This window comes from Candidatus Accumulibacter vicinus (assembly GCF_000584955.1).
Lineage (GTDB): Bacteria > Pseudomonadota > Gammaproteobacteria > Burkholderiales > Rhodocyclaceae > Accumulibacter > Accumulibacter vicinus.
On the sequence record NZ_JDSS02000043.1, the window covers coordinates 83,116 to 101,597 of the forward strand.

16 protein-coding genes and 1 riboswitch are annotated in these 18,482 nt (G+C 57.9%); of the genes, 7 read left to right on the forward strand and 9 right to left on the reverse strand.

From position 1 onward, the window contains the following. The first annotated feature begins 565 nt into the window (after positions 1 to 565). On the forward strand, positions 566 to 2,347 hold the full coding sequence (gene ggt / locus CAPSK01_RS18670; RefSeq protein ID WP_034930452.1) for a gamma-glutamyltransferase: 1,782 nt from the start codon (positions 566 to 568) through the stop codon (positions 2,345 to 2,347). Between the two features lie 104 nt (positions 2,348 to 2,451). Here ggt and CAPSK01_RS18675 read toward each other — a convergent pair whose 3' ends face one another. From CAPSK01_RS18675 to rapZ, 8 genes are all read right to left on the reverse strand, one after another. Further along, a complete protein-coding gene (locus CAPSK01_RS18675; protein WP_273704064.1) occupies positions 2,452 to 3,336 on the reverse strand; it encodes a hypothetical protein in 885 nt (294 codons plus the stop codon). Between the two features lie 366 nt (positions 3,337 to 3,702). Beyond that, positions 3,703 to 4,425 carry a hypothetical protein gene (locus tag CAPSK01_RS18680; protein WP_034930252.1) on the reverse strand — a complete coding sequence of 241 codons (723 nt, stop codon included), beginning with the start codon at positions 4,423 to 4,425 and terminating at the stop codon, positions 3,703 to 3,705. After that, positions 4,425 to 4,982, reverse strand: coding sequence for a hypothetical protein (locus CAPSK01_RS18685; protein ID WP_034930255.1), 558 nt, complete (start codon positions 4,980 to 4,982; stop codon positions 4,425 to 4,427). Before CAPSK01_RS18685 ends, CAPSK01_RS18680 begins: the two co-directional genes overlap by 1 nt. Beyond that, a complete protein-coding gene (locus CAPSK01_RS18690) occupies positions 4,982 to 5,257 on the reverse strand; it encodes a DnaJ domain-containing protein (RefSeq protein WP_034930258.1) in 276 nt (91 codons plus the stop codon). Before CAPSK01_RS18690 ends, CAPSK01_RS18685 begins: the two co-directional genes overlap by 1 nt. Before the next feature lie 142 nt (positions 5,258 to 5,399). Continuing rightward, positions 5,400 to 6,254 carry a methylenetetrahydrofolate reductase [NAD(P)H] gene (metF, locus tag CAPSK01_RS18695; protein WP_034930260.1) on the reverse strand — a complete coding sequence of 285 codons (855 nt, stop codon included), beginning with the start codon at positions 6,252 to 6,254 and terminating at the stop codon, positions 5,400 to 5,402. A gap of 13 nt (positions 6,255 to 6,267) precedes the next feature. Further along, a complete protein-coding gene (gene ahcY, locus CAPSK01_RS18700) occupies positions 6,268 to 7,674 on the reverse strand; it encodes an adenosylhomocysteinase (protein ID WP_034930263.1) in 1,407 nt (468 codons plus the stop codon). Between the two features lie 106 nt (positions 7,675 to 7,780). Beyond that, positions 7,781 to 7,853: riboswitch (S-adenosyl-L-homocysteine riboswitch) on the reverse strand. A gap of 40 nt (positions 7,854 to 7,893) precedes the next feature. After that, positions 7,894 to 8,268, reverse strand: coding sequence for a NusG domain II-containing protein (locus CAPSK01_RS18705; RefSeq protein WP_034930455.1), 375 nt, complete (start codon positions 8,266 to 8,268; stop codon positions 7,894 to 7,896). After that, positions 8,268 to 9,146: an RNase adapter RapZ gene (rapZ, locus tag CAPSK01_RS18710; protein WP_034930265.1), complete on the reverse strand. Its 879-nt coding sequence runs from the start codon at positions 9,144 to 9,146 to the stop codon at positions 8,268 to 8,270. Before rapZ ends, CAPSK01_RS18705 begins: the two co-directional genes overlap by 1 nt. A 490-nt stretch (positions 9,147 to 9,636) precedes the next feature. On the opposite strand from rapZ, the gene CAPSK01_RS18715 reads away from it, so the two are divergent. From CAPSK01_RS18715 to CAPSK01_RS18725, 3 genes are all read left to right on the forward strand, one after another. Further along, a complete protein-coding gene (locus CAPSK01_RS18715) occupies positions 9,637 to 10,812 on the forward strand; it encodes a M20 aminoacylase family protein (protein ID WP_273704065.1) in 1,176 nt (391 codons plus the stop codon). Between the two features lie 327 nt (positions 10,813 to 11,139). After that, on the forward strand, positions 11,140 to 11,820 hold the full coding sequence (locus tag CAPSK01_RS18720) for a response regulator transcription factor (protein WP_034930268.1): 681 nt from the start codon (positions 11,140 to 11,142) through the stop codon (positions 11,818 to 11,820). Beyond that, positions 11,789 to 13,282 (forward strand): sensor histidine kinase, encoded by a 1,494-nt coding sequence (locus CAPSK01_RS18725; RefSeq protein ID WP_273704066.1) that lies wholly within the window; start codon positions 11,789 to 11,791, stop codon positions 13,280 to 13,282. The genes CAPSK01_RS18720 and CAPSK01_RS18725 overlap by 32 nt, the downstream gene beginning before the upstream one ends. Positions 13,283 to 13,347: 65 nt before the next feature. On the opposite strand, the gene CAPSK01_RS18730 is transcribed toward CAPSK01_RS18725, so the two are convergent. Continuing rightward, complete coding sequence (locus CAPSK01_RS18730) at positions 13,348 to 14,259, reverse strand: LysR family transcriptional regulator (RefSeq protein ID WP_034930271.1); 912 nt, start codon at positions 14,257 to 14,259, stop codon at positions 13,348 to 13,350. Between the two features lie 116 nt (positions 14,260 to 14,375). Between CAPSK01_RS18730 and CAPSK01_RS18735 the strand changes: the two genes are divergently transcribed. From CAPSK01_RS18735 to tkt, 3 genes are all read left to right on the forward strand, one after another. Then, positions 14,376 to 15,458: a class 1 fructose-bisphosphatase gene (locus CAPSK01_RS18735; protein WP_034930274.1), complete on the forward strand. Its 1,083-nt coding sequence runs from the start codon at positions 14,376 to 14,378 to the stop codon at positions 15,456 to 15,458. A gap of 50 nt (positions 15,459 to 15,508) precedes the next feature. Further along, positions 15,509 to 16,384, forward strand: a complete 876-nt coding sequence (locus tag CAPSK01_RS18740; protein ID WP_034930278.1) for a phosphoribulokinase — start codon at positions 15,509 to 15,511, stop codon at positions 16,382 to 16,384. A gap of 68 nt (positions 16,385 to 16,452) precedes the next feature. Further along, positions 16,453 to 18,471: a transketolase gene (tkt, locus tag CAPSK01_RS18745; protein ID WP_034930279.1), complete on the forward strand. Its 2,019-nt coding sequence runs from the start codon at positions 16,453 to 16,455 to the stop codon at positions 18,469 to 18,471. Positions 18,472 to 18,482 lie beyond the last annotated feature (11 nt).

An 18,482-nucleotide genomic window follows, 5' to 3' on the forward strand; every position in this document is an offset into this window, starting at 1 on the left:
TCCATCTCTTCTGGCGTCACCGTCCGGCTGCCCGCTTCGTTTGGGTCGCCCCTCGCCGTTGCCTTTACCCAGTTGCGCAAGGTCTGTTCGACCAGCCCCAATTCCTTGGCAACCACACCGGCGGTCTCGCCTGCCTTCACCCCCCTTTACCGCCCGATCCCTGAACTCCGGCGCGAATGCCGGCTTCGGTATCTTGATTTCTTCGCTCCCAAAGTGACTAAATTTTACGTCACCCTGGGAAGACGAAATTTCGAGGGAAGCTCATAAACCGGACAGCTCCATTTGCTACAAACCCGGACAGATTGCTTGCTCCCTACACTCCTGCATTTGCCTCTTGTTTTCTTCCCAACTGGATTGCATCATGTTCATATGGTGAGTTCCTCGTATCGATGGGCCGAAGGCGTTCGCTTCTCACGTCGGCCTTCCTCCCGGTGGATATTGTAGAAACTCACTTTTCTCCTTCTTCCCGTATTTAAGCAAGCCTTCTTGGGGGCACTCCGCGCGGGAGACGGGTTACACCCGTCTGAATGAGACAAAGTAAGGGTTTCCCGATTGGAGTATGGCCATGCACATCCTTTGCCTCATTCTGCTGACGCTGGTCGTGGGCTGCAGCCATTCTCCATCACTGACTGCGACCGTAACTGCCGAAAGCCGTCAACCGGAAGGAGCCACGGGCCTCAGCGCACAGCCCGGATGGCACGGCCAGAAGTTTGCCATTGCCACGGCCAATCCACTCGCCAGCGCTGCTGGACTCGCCATGCTCAAAGACGGCGGCACGGCGATCGACGCGGCGGTTACTGCACAGATGGTGCTGACCCTCGTCGAACCACAATCCAGCGGCATCGGTGGTGGCGCTTTTCTCCTCCACCACGACGGTCGCCAGACGGTTGCCTTCGACGGTCGTGAGACGGCACCAGCAGCAGCCAGTGAGAACCTGTTCGTCAAGGCCGACGGCAAAGCGATGACTTTTCAAGAAGCCATCGTCGGTGGCCGCGCAGTCGGCGTTCCAGGTACCTTGCGGATGCTCGAAATGGCGCATGCCGAATATGGCCGGCTACCCTGGTCGACCCTTTTCGAACCGGCGATCCGGCTCGCCGAGAATGGATTTCCGGTCAGCCAGCGCCTGCACGCATTGCTCAAGGCTGACCCCCATCTCCGGAAGGATCCGCAGGCTGCTGCCTATTTTTACGATCCGGATGGTCAGCCCGTCACCGTCGGCAGCCGTTTGCGCAATCCCGAACTGGCCGGCGTCCTGCGCAGGATCGCCAGCGAGGGGTCACGGGCACTGCACGAAGGTGAGATCGCACAGGCGATCGTCGACAAGGTGCAGCAATATCCGGCAAACCCCGGCCAGCTTACCTTGGCTGATCTGGCCGCCTACCAGCCGCAGCGCCGCCAGCCGCTGTGCAGCAGCTATGCGCCCAAACGGGTTGAGCCACCGCGAACTTACCTGATCTGCGGTTTTCCGCCTCCAGGTTCGGGAGCGATCGCCATCGCACAAATTCTCGGCATCATCAATCACACCGAGGCCGCATTCCTGCCGTTTGCCACCCCACTCTGGATCCACTATTACAGCGAAGCAGCACGCCTGGCTTTTGCCGATCGCGCCCAGTATGTCGCCGATCCCGATTTCGTCGCCGCACCGGCGGGCAACTGGTACGCGCTGATCAAGCCGGAATACCTGGCTGAAAGGGCACGGCTGATCGGCCCGCACAGCATGCAGGTCGCCAGACCGGGCTTGCCATCGCCGGAACCAATGACCCAGGCAGCGATGCCCGAACAGCCTGAATACGGGACCTCGCACCTCAGCGTCGTCGACCAGCACGGCAACGCGTTGGCAATGACCACCACCATCGAGGATGCCTTCGGCGCACGCCAGATGGTGCGGGGATTTCTCCTCAACAACCAGCTCAGCGATTTCGCATTTACCCCGACTGACAGCAGCGGTTTGCCCATCGCTAACCGTGTCGAACCAGGCAAGCGCCCGCGCTCGTCGATGAGTCCAACGCTGGTCTTTGACCAAGACAGCGGCGAGCTGGTGATCAGCGGCGGCTCACCGGGCGGCGCGTTGATCATCCACTACACGGCCAAGCTGCTTTACGCGATGCTGAACTGGGGATTGAAACCGCAACAGGCCATCGACCTGCCCAACTTTGGTTCGCTGAACGGGCCGACGCTGCTTGAGGAAAAGCGCTTTCCCCCGTCCTTTGTCGAAGCGCTTAGGGCCCGCAGCCACGTGGTGAACGAAGTCGGCATGAACAGCGGTTTGCAGGCCATCGAAAAGACCTCGACTGGATTCGCCGGCGGTGCCGATCCACGCCGTGAAGGCCTGGTACTGGGCGAGTGATCGAACACTCCTACACCCTCGCTGATGCGGGCAGCAAGCAAAGACGGTCCCTGAATCGGCGTGTTGGCCACCACGCAGCGCCACCGTCAGGTCCTCTCCCGGCGCTACACCACACAGCAGTGTTCTTTAAGGAAAGCCACAGCCTCGCCAAGGGTCGTATCAGAGCTATCAAGCAGATAGCTCTGAGCCTCCGGAAAAAATTCATTCCATAGTTTTTCCAGGCCTTCCTGCATCTCATGGGGCGCACGCTGACGAATGAAGCCGAGCACCGGTTCTTGCTTGAAGCCGTCCGCACGAACCTTGCGGATCAAGGCTCTCGCTGCGACTCGTGTCAGAGCAGGTTTGGGAAGCGTATCGGCTGCGATGCAGACAAAAATCGTCAGCAGCGAGTCATCGTCAGTCTTGCCTGCAGTCATCTTTTGCCATTCCTTCGAAACTGCGGCATCAAATAGACTTGCCTCCTCGAGATCGACATCTCGCAAAAAATACCCTTTCTGAACAGTCTCTTCAAACAGCTTGTCGATCGCCAAAGAGGTATCGAGAATCCTCGGCAGATCCTCGATTTCGACTTCCTGCAGGTGGCGTCTGGCAGTCTCCTGATACGATTCGGGCAGGATCTGGAATATCTCCTTGATTCGCTTTCTGCCTTTCGGCGCCACCCCCTTCTTCCTGATTGCCTTCAGAATATTGACGAAGCCGGCAGCATTGGGGATTGCAGGCGGGGTGCCTCCGCCAAGATAGACGAGCATGACCGTACGCAGAAACGATCCAACGGGCACCATCGAAAGGCTGGAAGGGGCCACTCCAAGGTTTTCGGCAAACCAGAGTGCTGTTGCAATCGCCAAGTGACAGGCCTGCCTTTGTTCGAGGGCGACTCGATATTCGGCGGGATCCCTGAGCGACCATTCAGCCAGAAATTCCCTTTGTGACTTCGCACCCATACCGCCAATGATGTCACAATCGGGCATTGCCCAGAGCGCCTTGATCATTTCGGAGCCGCCACGCGAATGTGACAGAAAAGTGTGGTCCCGTAGCGATCGCGCCGCTTTGTCGAGGTCACCACCGCTACGGTCAGCGAGAAAAAGACTGACCAGATTGACGATCCGCGTACGCGCCTCCTCGATATTCGACCGCAAATACTGCGTCCCGAAATACTCGGCAATCTGCAGCATTCCCTTCGGGGCATCGTTCAGGATACTGGCAACTCTATGCTGATCGATGATCCCGTTGTGCACTCCGTAAACGAGCGCCTTTTCGAAAAACGGCCGCGCATCGAATACTTCGATTTGCTGGCAGCTAGGCGGCATGGGCGGTAACATCCTTCTGTGGATCGCCGGTAATTCCGAAATCTGCGACTATAGCGCGGACTCCTCTCCTGGCTCAGCAGGTAACCTGTCTACTGGCCTGGACTTTGCCAAGTCAGACGACGCGAGCTCTTCGGCCCTGGCACGCGCGCGTAGAATCAGCAAGACCTCCCGAAAGATCTCCGGGTATTGGTAACGAAGTATCCAGGTCAGTTCCATCCAGTCGTGATCGTTGACTTCACTGTGCGTCAAGAAAGGACGATTGACACCGGGATCGGCGAGTCCGTCCAGGCGTTCCTCGTCGGTCATGTCGTCGGCAGATTCTTCTGCATCGGCGAAGAAATCAAAGGTCGCCGTCTTGAAGAAATGCTCGATGTTTTCGACACGCTCGCAGAGATAATCGGCCAGGGCCTCGCAGCCACCTTCGAGTTCACCGATTGCCTCGAGGAACTCGCCAGGATCACTGCCGGCCCGAAAAACCACCGAATTGATCATGCCGTGCAATCGCTCGTGACTTTGGTCGCCGTAACGCCGTTCAAGGACGATTGCACGGGCGAACTGCTCTGGGGAGACCAACAGGTTCACCACCGATTCCCGAGACGAATCGAAGTCGCGCAGAACGGCCAGCAGATCTTTGGCTGGAAAGTCATTGAGAGCCACCACCAGGGCAGCGTCACCATCACTTTCCGCCAGCGAAGCCAGGGCTGCCTCGGCACCGACGATATCGCCCAGGTGGATCAGTCCCCCTGCTTTCACCAGTACCGGATGGCTCATCAGTGATCCCCCGAAAATTGATCTTTCCGATCAAAACCCTGTTCGGCAAGCCAGTCGGCACCGGACTCTGCGAGGTCGATGTCGTCATCGAAGTCCTGCTCGTTCTGGTCGCCGTCGATATCGCCACGCTGGTCTGTCAACCGTCCATGCTCTGGATCTGACGACGCTGCAAAGCGCCCTTGCAGATATTCCAGGCAGGCGGTCACCACCATGAACCGGTCACCGTTCGGGTCCTTGAGGGCGACCTCGGCGAGGGCTTCGGCCCAGGGTTCCAGCTCCACCGCAGCCAGCAGTGTTGACCAGTCGGGCAGGTCTTCAGGCTCCTGTGCGGCAAGATCCCGCATCACTTCCGGACTGGCAAACCGCATGCCACCGTGAAAGGCAACGGCAACCATTTCCGGATTGCACTCAATCATCGGCAAGAGTTGCGCAAGCTGCCCGCGCTTCGCCTTGAGCCGCTTGGCCAAGACATCGTGCCCTGCCGAATCGGTCATCAGGTCGTCTAGCTCGGCGTCATAGGCAGACTTCAGATCTTCAAAAAACGGCGACAGCCTCACTAAAGTACTCCTCCAAGATAATTTTTCCAGATTTCCCGCGCAGTTTCCAGAGGCTTATCAAGAAGATTGCGGCGTCGATTCTCATCATAGACATGTCGACGACTGGTGTCAGAAAGGGTTTCATAGGCTTCCTGAACGTCGCGAAAGTGGTCGGTCGCCTCCGGAGCCTTATTGCGGTCTGGGTGAAGCAGCAAGGCCTTTCTGCGGTAGGCAATCTTGACCACATCGTTTGAGGCATCGCTGGCGATCCCGAGTATGGCGTAATAGTCTTTCATGTATTCTCATCAAGACGGTCACTTCGGACACCTCAGGCAAAGACCATGACTTTATCATGGCAGGGGCCATGGCCGTTTCTCTCGCCTCTGAGCCTTCTTCCGTGTACGGGCGAGCGAAGGTTCGCGAGTTGCTGACACGATTTCACATTGATATTGCTTTGGAAAGGCCGAGACGCTGCCACAGGGTGGTGGTCAGCTCCACCTGGTTGAGCGTATAGAAGTGCAGGCCGGGAGCGCCACTGGCCAGCAGTTTTGCGCAGAGCGAGCTGACCACATCGAGACCGAAAGCGTGGATTGACAAGGTATCGTCACCGTAGCTTTCAAGTTTTTTCCTGACCCAGCGCGGTATCTCCGCGCCGCAGTTATCCGAGAAGCGGGCAAGACTGCTGTAGCTGGAGATCGGCATGATGCCGGGGACGATCGGAACATCGATGCCGGCCGCCTGGCACTCGTCGATGAAATGCGCGTAGGCGTCGAAGTTGTAGAAATACTGCGTGATTGCCGAATCGGCACCGGCGTCGAGCTTGCGTTTGAAAGCCAGGAGATCGTCCATCGGGCTTTTTGCCTGCGGATGATATTCCGGATAAGCCGCGACTTCGATATGAAACCAGTCGCCCGTTTCGGCACGAATGAACTCGACGAGTTCGTTGGCATAGCGAAAGGTGCCCGGCCTGGCCATACCCGACGGCAGGTCGCCGCGCAGGGCGACCAGGTGGCGAATACCATGTGCCTGATACTGTTCGAGAATACTGCGAATGCTAGCCGGGGTCGATCCGATGCACGACAGGTGCGGTGCTGCCTGATGACCTTCACGCTGAATTTCAAGCACGGTCTCGAGCGTGCGGTCACGCGTTGAACCGCCGGCGCCAAAAGTGACCGAGAAAAACCGGGGTTTCAGAAGCGCCAGGCGAGCACGCGCGGCCCTCAACTTTTCTGCTCCCTCCGGGGTTTGCGGCGGGAAAAGCTCCAGGCTGAAGACGGGAGGCTGCGGTGTCATGAGTAGATAAATATCAGTAGCGATATTGCTCGGACTTGTAAGGACCTTCCTTGGCTACGCCGATGTAGGCGGCCTGCTGATCCGTCAGCTCGGAGAGCTCGGCATTGAGTTTCTTGAGCTGCAGGCGGGCCACCTTCTCGTCGAGGTGTTTGGGCAGGGTATAGACCCCGACCGGATAGTCGGCATTGCGTGTAAATAGTTCGATCTGGGCAATCGTCTGATTGGCGAACGAGGAACTCATCACGTACGAGGGATGGCCGGTACCGCAACCGAGGTTGACCAGACGACCTTTGGCCAGCAGGATGATGCGTTTGCCATCGGGGAAGATCACATGATCGACCTGTGGCTTGATCTCTTCCCAGACATAAGTCTCGATCGAGGCGACGTCGATTTCGTTGTCGAAGTGGCCGATATTGCAGACAATCGCCTGATCCTTCATCCGGGCCATGTGCGCATGGGTGATCACGTGGTAGTTGCCGGTACAGGTGACGAAGATATCGGCCTTGTCAGCCGCGTAATCCATGGTTACCACGCGGTAGCCTTCCATGGCTGCCTGCAAGGCACAGATCGGGTCGATTTCGGTGACCCACACCTGTGCGGACAGGGCACGCATGGCTTGTGCCGAGCCCTTGCCGACATCGCCATAGCCGGCGATCAGGGCAACCTTGCCGGCGATCATCACGTCGGTGGCGCGTTTGATGCCATCGACCAGCGATTCGCGGCAACCGTAGAGGTTGTCAAACTTCGATTTGGTGACCGAGTCGTTGACATTGATCGCCGGGAATTTGAGCTCACCCCTGGCGTGCATCTGGTACAGGCGATGCACGCCGGTCGTGGTTTCCTCGGTTACCCCCTTGACCGCTGCCAGACGACGCGAGTACCAGGTCGGATCGCTGGCCAGTTTGGCCCGAATCGTAGCAAAGAGGATCGCCTCTTCCTCGGAAGTCGGGCTGGCAAGCACCGACGCGTCACATTCGGCTCGGGCACCCAGGTGCAGGAGCAGCGTCGCGTCGCCGCCATCGTCGAGGATCATGTTGCTGTAACCCGCATCCGGCCATTCAAAGATGCGGTGGGTGTAGTCCCAGTAATCTTCCAGCGACTCGCCCTTGACGGCGAAGACCGACACTCCGGAAGCTGCGACAGCCGCAGCGGCGTGATCCTGGGTCGAAAAGATGTTGCACGAAGCCCACCGTACTTCAGCACCAAGGGTAACCAGGGTTTTGATCAGTACGGCGGTCTGAATCGTCATGTGCAGTGAACCGGTGATCCGTGCGCCCAGGAGGGGCCTGGTGGTCGCGAACTCTTCGCGAATCGCCATCAGTCCCGGCATTTCGGTTTCGGCAATACGAATTTCCTTGCGGCCCCATTCGGCGAGGCCAAGATCAGCAATCACATAGTCTTGAGTAACAGCATCCGACACGGTAAGGCTCCTTGAGAACGGTGACCAGGGGACGGAAGCTGTCGGGCATATCTGCTGAAGGACTTCAGCCTGCGCCCATCCCTCTCCTCGTGCCTGGCACGGGTTGGTTGGATGAGCGCCGTTTGAAGAATCCGAGCCTGAAACTGTCAGACGACAGCCCTGCAGCGCTCCTCGGATCGAATTTGGATTATAAACCGGCTCGGCAAGTCCTGGCCAGTGTTAGTACGCGAGCGAATCATAAGTCCGTTGCCTTCCCTGGATTTCGACGCTGACCTGATTGGGGGCACAGATGGCGATCTCGCCGGGGCGAGTCAGCCAACCTTGGCGCACGCAATATTGCCGGGGACCTGGGTCCGCAGCGACACGCACCCGGCGCTGGTCGACGACAACCGTCGTCAGGCCCAGTGGCCCAGGAACTTCAATACGGCGATTGCGTGCCAGATCGAGTTCTGAGAACACTTCACCACCACGCTTGACAATGGCTTTTTCAGCGACACCGACTCGCCATGCCCAAGGAAATGAAGCGGCGCAAACATACAAGCCCAAGATGACCAGCAGCCAGTCGCCGGGCCTGAACAGCCCGACCCAGAGCATCATGGATTTTCGCCAATCGCCATGGGAAAGCGCAACTCGCGGTGACGAACCAGCACACGGGCACAACCACGAAACTCGCGCCCCAACCATTCGGCAAAGTAGACCGAGCGATGCTGGCCGCCCGTACAACCGATGCCCACCGTCAGATAATTACGGCTGTCCCGAACATATGACGGCAACCACGTACGAATGAAGCCAGCGATATCGCCACGCATACGCAATACCTCGGGCTCGGCTTCGAGAAAATCAATGACTGGTGCGTCACGGCCAGTGAGCAGACGCAGGATGGGATCGTAGTGCGGATTGGGTAAGCAACGAACATCAAAAACGAGGTCTGCGTCGAGCGGCATGCCATGCTTGAACCCGAACGATTCGAAAAGTAGTGTCAGTCCCTGACAGGAATCAGAAGGAAGGTCTCTAGCCACGAACTGGCGGACCCACTCGCGAAGTGCGCTGGCCTTGACGCCGCTGGTATCGATGTGATGACCAAGGGCAGTTAACTCGGCAAGACGAATGCGTTCTTCGGTAATGGCCTCGGTCAGCGTCAGCTTGTCACTGGCTAGTGGATGTCGGCGCCGGGTTTCAGAGTAGCGCTTGATCAAGGTTGCATCCTGCGCATCGAGAAACAGGAATTGCAGGTCGAGATCGTTGGCGCGCAGGGCATCGAGTTGCAAGGGAAGCATGGCTACACTATCGCCACCGCGAATGTCGATCACGACTCCGACCTGGTCATAACCCTGCTGCTCAAGTTGTCCGACAAGCGGCTGCAACAACTGTGATGGCAGGTTGTCCACGCAATAATAGTTGGCGTCCTCAAGCACTTTGAGGGCGATCGATTTACCCGAACCGGACAGGCCACTGATGAGAACGAGATGCATGCATCGGAGCATAACGGATGCCAGGCTTTCCGAGCAAGTCATTCGTCAGGATATGGCTATAACCAGTTGAATTAAAAATATATTATTTTTTCTTTGCGGTCTTGTGAGGGAACTCATGGGGAATCCTCTCCGTGAAAGTCGCAGTACGGCACCTCCCCCTCTTTTTCTGCAAGCTTTCCGAGCTGGATACCTGATCCTATCTTAGGAAGAAGTATATATAAACCTTCTTACTACTATAGTGACAATAAACTTGTTGATATGTTTTTCATTTCTCAATAAATCAAAAGGTTATGAGAATTTTTTCAGGTTTCATAAAGACGGTATTAGGGTGTGGACAAAATCTGAAAACTTATCCACAAGCGCTTTTTGTTGAGCTTATTCACTGCTGCTCAGACGTTTTTCCCCTGACTTTTCCCAAGACCGGCCGGCCTCTCGGCGCTACCATGTGATCTGGAATAAACCCTTCTTTCCAAGCGATTGGTTCGCACATATGACAATTCTGAAGATCCCTTTCCTCGTCGACCTCGTGGCAATTCGGCACGATATCCATGCTCACCCGGAACTTGCTTTTAATGAACTGCGAACAGCCGAATTGGCGGCTCGCGAGTTGACCAGCTATGGACTGGAAGTTGATTGTGGTCTGGCACGCACTGGCGTCATCGGCATCCTGCGCAAGGGCAGCAGTCCCCGTGCCATTGGACTGAGAGCTGACATGGACGCGCTTCCTTTGCGCGAGAAGAACGACTTTCCACACCGTTCGAGAAACGATGGACGCATGCATGCCTGCGGTCACGACGGGCATACGGCGATTTTGCTCGGTGCCGCACGCTACATGGCCGAGCACCAGAATGATCTTGATTTCGACGGCACTGTTTACTTCATTTTCCAGCCCGCCGAGGAGTCCGATGGAGGTGCCGAGGTGATGATTGCCGAAGGGCTGTTCGAGAAATTTCCGATGGACGCGGTATTTGGTCTGCACAATTGGCCGGGTATCCCGGTTGGCGAGATGGCAGTGATGCCGGGGCCAGTGATGGCCGGCACCTCTACCTTTGAAATCTTGGTACGGGGGCAGGGTTGCCATGCCGCGATGCCGCATCAGGGGGTCGACACGCTGGTTGTAAGCAGTCATCTGGTGCTCGCGTTGCAAACTGTCGTTGCCCGCAATCTGCATCCCTGCGAGTCGGCGGTGGTGAGCATCACCCAGGTGCATGCCGGTGAAGCCTGGAATGTCATCCCCGACGACGCCGTTCTACGTGGTACGATCCGCAGCTTCAACGTCGAAACCCAGAATCTCGTCGAAGGCGCAATCGAGCGGCTTTGCGATGGCATTGCCCGCACATTTGGAGCGCAGATTGCCGTATGCTTTGACCATCGTTATCCTCCGACGGTAAACAGTGCTTCGGAAACGGAAGTCTGTCGACGTGTGGCGAGCGACCTGCTTGGCGCTGACCAAGTGCATGTTCATGAACTGCCCTCGATGGGTGCCGAGGATTTTGCTTATATGCTTCGCGAAAAGCCAGGTTGCTACGTTTGGCTGGGCAACGGTCCTGGTTCCGGGGGCTGCACCCTGCACAATCCACATTACGATTTCAACGACGAGATCCTGCCGCTGGGGGTGAGTTACTGGGTCAGGTTGGTTGAAGCGGTGCTGGGGCCTAAGTCCTGACTACTCCTTCGAGCCAAGGCAGGTTGTATCTCGGCTGGCTACGAAAACCATGAGCAGATCCGTGCGCACGTTTGCCAACGAAACCGCCGTCTTTTTTGTTACACTCGCCAGGTGAACGAGCCTATGGCCAGCGTACCTGAGGATCGGCAAAACGCGCCAATACCCTGTTTCAAAAAATGGTGGGGAGTACCCGGTGCAGTATTCAGGCACCCCCCGAGTCCGGGCCGAAACCAGAACTCCCAGGACCATAAAAGGAGAACAGCGAGGATAGTGTAATGGCGGGGACTTACAAGCAACTTACGCCTGTTAAAGCAAGAGCGGCACGCCGTGCGAATTCTCCTCGCTGAAGACGACCGAATCATTGCCGATGGCCTGTGCCGGTCACTGCGTCAGGGAGGCTACGCAATCGACTGTGCCTATAATGGTACTGATGCTGATACGGCCTTGTTGACCAATCCCTATGATCTGCTGATTCTTGATCTTGGTCTGCCAAAAATGCCGGGTTGGGATGTGCTTCGTCGTCTACGGTCGCGCAACGCAACGACGCCGGTCTTGATTCTGACTGCGCTTGACGGCACCGACGATCGGGTAAAGGGGCTCGATCTCGGGGCTGACGACTATATGGCCAAACCCTTTGAACTGGCTGAACTCGAGGCTCGTGTACGGGCGCTGAGCCGTCGGTCGTCAGGAACCTCACGGATGATCCAGTGCGGGTCGCTGACCTTCGATCAAACCGACCGCTGTGCGCTGGTGAATGGCGAGATGCTCGATCTCTCGGCACGCGAACTGGGTCTACTCGAGATTCTCCTGTCACGAGCGAAACGCCTGGTTAGCAAGGACCAATTGGTGGATCACCTCTGCGGTTGGGGTGAAGAGGTCAGCCACAATGCGATCGAGGTCTATATCCATCGCTTGCGCAAGAAGCTCGAATCAACCGGAGTCAATATCATTACCGTGCGCGGGCTCGGTTACAGTCTTGAGAAACCTGCGGAAGAGAGAAAACCCTGACATTCAGCGCTCGCTGTTTGGCGAGATTCTCGACTGGATGCTGGCCCCGCTTCTTTTCGTGTGGCCAATCAGCATTGCGTTTACCCACTATTTCGCCAACAGTGTTGCCAGCTTCCCATACGATCAGTCCTTGCGTGAACATGTGGTCGCCATATCGCGCCAGGTCAGCTTCGTCGACGGGCAACCGCAACTGGCCTTCCCCAGTCTGGCACAACTCTTCCTGCGCTCGGACGAGATCGATAACGTGTATTTCCACATGCTCGACCAGGATGGTCAGTTGATCGCCGGCGATCCGGAACTGCCTGTGCCGAAAATGACTGGTGCGCTCTTGAAGAATGAGCAAAGTGAAGTGCTCTTCCGCGATGACGAGTACCACGGACAGTCCCTGCGCGTAGCCTACATGTCACTGTTCGAAGCAGGGCCTGGCAACGGGCGTGGTGTCCTGATTGAAGTCGGTGAAACCACCGAAAAACGTTCCCAACTGGCGAACAAGATCATCGCTAGTGTCATCCTTCCGCAATTCGTGATCATTCCGCTCGCCGTGATCCTGGTCTGGTTCGGCCTGTCCCAGGGTTTGCGCCCGCTGACGCGTTTGCGTGACCGGATTGAAGCTCGTCGCGAAGCGGATCTATCACCGATTGCCCTGCGCCGTGTCCCCGAAGAATTGCGCCCGCTGACCGAAGCGTTCAATTCGATGTTGGCAAGGATGCAGCAAAATGTGGCTGCACAGCGCCGTTTCATCGCCGATGCTGCGCATCAGATGCGAACCCCGCTGACCGGCCTGAAGACGCAAGCTCAGTTGGCGATGCGCGAGACCGACCCAGCCGAACTGCGGCACGCTCTCAGGCAGATCCTGAACGGTGCTGATCGTGCTTCGCATCTGGTCGATCAACTACTGGCTCTGGCCCGTGCAGAGGCGAGCGAGCACTCGCAGCAGACGCTGGTGGCGCTCGATCTTGATCACTTGTTGCGAGAGGTCGTGGAAAACTGGGTTGTGCAGGCACTCGAAAAATGTATTGACCTGGGTTATGAGCCTGCCGGTAGCGTGCTTATCCTGGGCAATGCCTTTCTCTTACGAGAAATGATCAACAACCTGCTCGATAATGCCTTGCGCTATACGCCTTCTGGCGGACGGGTGACCGCGCGAGTGGTTGCGCAAGGCGATTTCGCCCTGCTTGAAATCGAGGATAGCGGACCAGGGATTTCCGATGCCGAGTCCCAGAGGGTTTTCGACCGCTTTTACCGTGTCGATGGCAGCGACGGTGAGGGCAGTGGCCTGGGATTGGCCATCGTTCGCGAGATCGCTGAAGTCCATCAAGCCGCAGCCAGTCTGCGCCCAAACAACAGAGACACAGAGGCGGATGAGCCCAGCGGTTGTGTCGCCAGAATTGTCTTCCCGGTGTATGGCCCGCAGCGTTCTCAGGTCTTGGCACAGGACCCTGTCCAGACTGGCTTTGCCTGATTGCCGATCGAGCATTCAATGCTCACCTGCATCAGTGGGTCCGGTGCCGTCTGTGCGGGAAGTCGTCAGACCAGCTTTCGCAGTTGGGCGGGGGCAACTTCGACTACGAAGTCCCAGAAGGCGGCCAGTGCAGGGGTCAGGTGTTTGCTCTTGTGGCGAACGATGTGCCAGCGACGCATCACTGGTGTTCCTTCGACCTTGAGGATGCTCAGGCGTTCGGCTTTCAGTTCGAGGCCGAGCGTGTGCTGGGAAATGAAACTGATGCCAAGACCAGCCACCACGGCCTGCTTGATCGCTTCGTTGCTGCCCATTTCCATGCCGATGCGCGGCTTGACCGAACGTTCGAGAAAGAACTCCTCCATCGCTGATCGTGTGCCCGATCCCGATTCGCGGACGATCAGCATTTCGTCCACAAGGTCCTCGACAGCTACGCTGGGCAGCCGGCTCAAGGGATGTGCTGCGCTGGCGATGATCACCAGCGGATGCGGTGCAAAGGCCACAGCTACCGCGTCGAGTTCGTCCGGCGGACGGCCCATGATGGCCAGGTCGACCTCGTTGCCGGCGAGAAGGCGACTGACGGTATCTCGGTTGTCGATCAGCATCCGGATACGCACGTCGGCCTGCGTCTTGCGAAACTCGGCCAGCAGTTCCGGCGCGAAATATTCGGCAGTGCTGGTCACGGCGACGGCGATACGTCCGCCCTTCAATCCCTTCAAAGCGAGCAGCGCTTCATCCGCCTCCTTCAGCGACTGCAGGATCTGGCGCGTATGGCTGAGGAGAATTTCGCCAGCTTCAGTCAAAAAGACGCGTTTGCCGATCCGTTCGAACAGCAGGGTACCGCTGACTTCCTCTAGCTGCTTGATCTGCAGTGAGATGGCAGCATGCGTCAGGTGCAGCTTTTCCGCTGCGCGCGCAAATGACAAATGACTGGCGGCGACCGAAAAGATCTGGAGTTGGCGGATCGTGGCGCTTCTCATAGATAAGGCTATATTAAACTAAATGAAAAATATGTTTAACTAGAGTTTTTGTATCAGACCGCTAGAATCCGGACAATCCCTGGACCGACAAGATTTCAATCGCCTGGAGTATCACCATGCTATGCGGACGCACCAACGTTAACAAATTCCTGATCGAGGAACAGCGCCGGAATCCAGCGCTATTCGGCGATTTTTCGATGCTCATCAGTGACGTCGTGCGCTCGTGCAAGGCCATTGCACAGGGCGTTTCGCGGGGCTCACTGGCCGGTGTGTTGGGCGATGAAGGTCGTGAGAATGTTCAGGGCGAGGCTCAGAAAAAACTTGACGTCCTGGCCAACCAGGCATTCATTTATCACTGTGAATGGGGCGGCCATCTGGCCGCGATGGCGTCAGAGGAAATGGAAGACCTCTACCCGATTCCACCCGAGCATCCTCGTGGCAAGTATCTGCTGGTCTTCGACCCGCTCGATGGTTCGTCGAACATTGACGTCAACCTGTCAGTAGGCAGCATTTTTTCAGTCCTGTGCTGCCCCGAGAATTGTAATGCCGACGCACCGACTACAGCCGATTTTTTACAGCCCGGCAACCGCCAAGTCGCCGCCGGCTACGCACTTTACGGTCCATCGACGATGTTGGTGCTGACTGTTGGCAGTGGCGTGCATGGGTTCACGCTTGATCGTGACATCGGCGAGTTCCTGCTGACGCACCCGCATCTCGTGATTTCACCGGAAACCCGCGAGTTTGCGATCAATGCTTCCAACGAGCGTTTCTGGGAGCCGCCGGTGCAGCGCTACGTCAGCGAGTGTCTGGCAGGCAAGACCGGCATTCGCGGCAAGGATTTCAACATGCGCTGGGTGGCTTCGATGGTCGCTGAGGTCCATCGGATCCTGATGCGCGGCGGCGTTTTCTTGTACCCGCGCGATAGCAAGGACATCTCCAGACCCGGGCGACTGCGCCTGATGTACGAGGCCAATCCGATGGCGATGATCGTTGGCCAGGCTGGCGGCCTGGCATCGACCGGCAAGGAACGTATTCTCGATGTGCAGCCGACTGGCCTGCACCAGCGTGTGCCGGTCATTCTCGGTTCGCGCGATGAGGTCGAGCGTATCGAACGCTACCACCGCGAACATGAAACCGGCGAAGACCAGCCGTACAAATCGCCCCTCTTCTCGACGCGAACCCTGTTCAGGGATGATTGAGCAGCGCCGCGAAACGGAAAAACACTCTTTATGCAACGGAGCCACGCCCCATGTCGATCAAAAATCCAATCATTGCAATCACCGGTTCTTCGGGCGCCGGCACGACCTCGGTCACACGCGCCTTCCAACACATCTTTCGGCGTGAGAAGCTCAACGCTGCGATCATCGAGGGGGACAGTTTTCACCGTTACGACCGAGAGGCGATGCGCGCAACGATGGCTGAGAGAAGCCTCGCCGGCGACAACCATTTCAGCCATTTCGGGCCCGAGGCCAATCTGTTGGCCGAACTTGAAGGGCTGTTCCGCGAATACGGCGAGAGTGGCCGCGGCAAGAGCCGCCACTACGTTCACGACGATGCCGAGGCCAAGCTTTATGGCTCGCCACCGGGAACTTTCACCGAATGGATCGACCTGCCGCCGGGCACCGATCTGCTCTTCTATGAAGGCCTGCATGGTGCTGCCCAGACCGACGCCATCGATATCAGTCGCCACGTGGACCTCTGTGTTGGTGTCGTGCCGATCATCAATCTCGAATGGATCCAGAAACTGCATCGCGACAAGGCGCAGCGTGGTTACTCGACCGAGGCGGTGATGGATACCATCCTGCGGCGGATGCCTGATTACATTCATTACATCTGCCCGCAATTCTCCAGGACGCACGTCAATTTCCAGCGCGTGCCGACGGTGGATACTTCGAATCCCTTCATTGCCCAGGATATTCCGTCGCAGGACGAAAGCATGCTGGTGATCCGTTTCGCCAATCCCAAGGGGATCGACTTTGCCTATCTGCTAAGCATGTTGCACGATTCGTTCATGTCGCGGCCGAACATCATCGTCTGCCCCGGCGGCAAGATGGGTCTGGCGATGCAGATCATCTTCACACCGATGATCATGCAGCTGATGGACAAGAAGCGTCGTTCGCGCTGAACGCGGCGGCAAGCCGTGCTGCCCCCATTGTGTTGACCAAACCTTAGCCCTGATTAAAGGAGATTGTCTTGCCCACCGAATCCCGCAAGTTTCGTCGCCGCTGCGCCAATGCGCTGCGCTTTCTCGCCATTGACGCCGTTCAGGCAGCGAATTCCGGCCACCCCGGAATGCCGATGGGCATGGCAGACATCGCCGAGGTCCTCTGGCGCCACCACCTCAAGCACAATCCGGCCAATCCCCGATGGTATGACCGCGACCGCTTCGTGCTCTCGAATGGGCATGGTTCGATGCTGATCTACGCCTTGCTACACCTCAGCGGTTATGATCTGCCGATCGACGAATTGAAGCGCTTCCGGCAACTTCATTCAAAAACCCCTGGGCACCCCGAATTCGGCATCACCCCTGGCATTGAAACGACCACTGGCCCTCTCGGCCAGGGCCTTGCCAACGCAGTCGGCATGGCCCTGGCCGAAAGGCTGCTGGCCGAGACCTTCAATCGGGACGGGCATCGAATCGTTGACCACTATACTTATGCTTTCATTGGAGATGGCTGTCTGATGGAAGGCATTTCGCACGAGGCCTGTTCGCTGGCTGGGCGACTGTCCCTGTCCAAGCTGATCGTTTTTTACGATGACAACGATATTTCGATCGATGGCCATGTACAGCCCTGGTTTGCCGACGACACGCCAAAACGCTTCGAAGCCTACGGCTGGCGCGTGGTCTCCCACTGCGACGGCCATGACGCTGATTCTATCGAGGCTGCAATCCGTATCGCCAAGACCGCAACCGGTCGACCGACGCTGATCTGCTGCAAGACGATGATCGGCTTCGGTTCGCCGAACAAGGGGGGCACACACGATGTGCACGGTGCTCCCCTGGGCACCGCCGAGATCGCCAATACGCGTCGCCAGCTTGAATGGCCTTTCGCCGCTTTCGAAGTGCCCGCCGACGTGCGCGCCGGCTGGAATGCAAGGGTCAGGGGAGAAGCCGCGGAATATGCCTGGAAAGCGAACTTCGCCGCCTATCGTGCCGCCTATCCCGAACTGGCCGCCGAATTCGAACGCCGGATGCGAGGGGAACTACCCGCCGACTGGCCGGATCATGTGGCCGCGCTGCTCGCCCAATGGACGACCAGGACCACTGCTCTTGCCACGCGCAAGGCCTCGCAGAATGCCATCGAAGCGATTGCCCCGCTGCTGCCCGAACTGCTGGGCGGTTCGGCCGACCTGACCGGCTCAAACCTGACCAACTGGAGTGGTACCCGGCCGGCGAACCGGGAGGCCGGCGGCAATTACATCAACTACGGCGTGCGCGAATTCGGCATGACCGCGATAGCCAACGGCGTTGCTCTGCATGGCGGCTTCATTCCGTATACGGCAACCTTCCTGGTGTTCTCGGATTATGCGCGCAACGCGATCCGTCTGTCGGCACTGATGAAGCTGCGGCAGTTGATGGTCTACACGCATGATTCGATTGGTCTTGGCGAAGATGGCCCGACGCACCAGCCGATCGAGCATGCGGCCGCCTTGCGGCTGATCCCGGGTCTCGACGTCTGGCGCCCGGCTGATGCCATGGAGACCGCAGTGGCCTGGACCGCGGCGCTGGAGCGAGACGATGGTCCCTCATGCTTCCTGTTGTCGCGGCAAAACCTGCCGGCACTGCCCCGCAGTGCCGAGCAGACGGCCAGCATCCGGTTGGGTGGCTACGTTCTGCGCGAGGCTGAAGGCGGAACACCGAGAGTCGTGCTGATTGGAACCGGTTCGGAACTCAGCCTCGCCCTGGACGCCCAGGCCGTTCTCGCTCGGGAAGGAATCGCTGCGCGCGTCGTCGCCATGCCCTGTACCCAACGCTTCGATCTGCAGCCTCTGGCTTACCGCCAGGAGGTCCTGCCGCCATTGCTGCCGATGCTTGCCGTAGAAGCCGGACATCCCGATCTGTGGTGGAAATACGTTGGGCCAAACGGAGCCGTGATCGGTATCGATCGCTTTGGCGAATCGGCGCCAGCGGCCGAGCTTTACGAATACTTCGGAATCAACGTCGCGAGCATCGTCGCCCAAGCGCGCTGTCTGGTCGCACCGGAACCTTGAGGGGGTGAGCA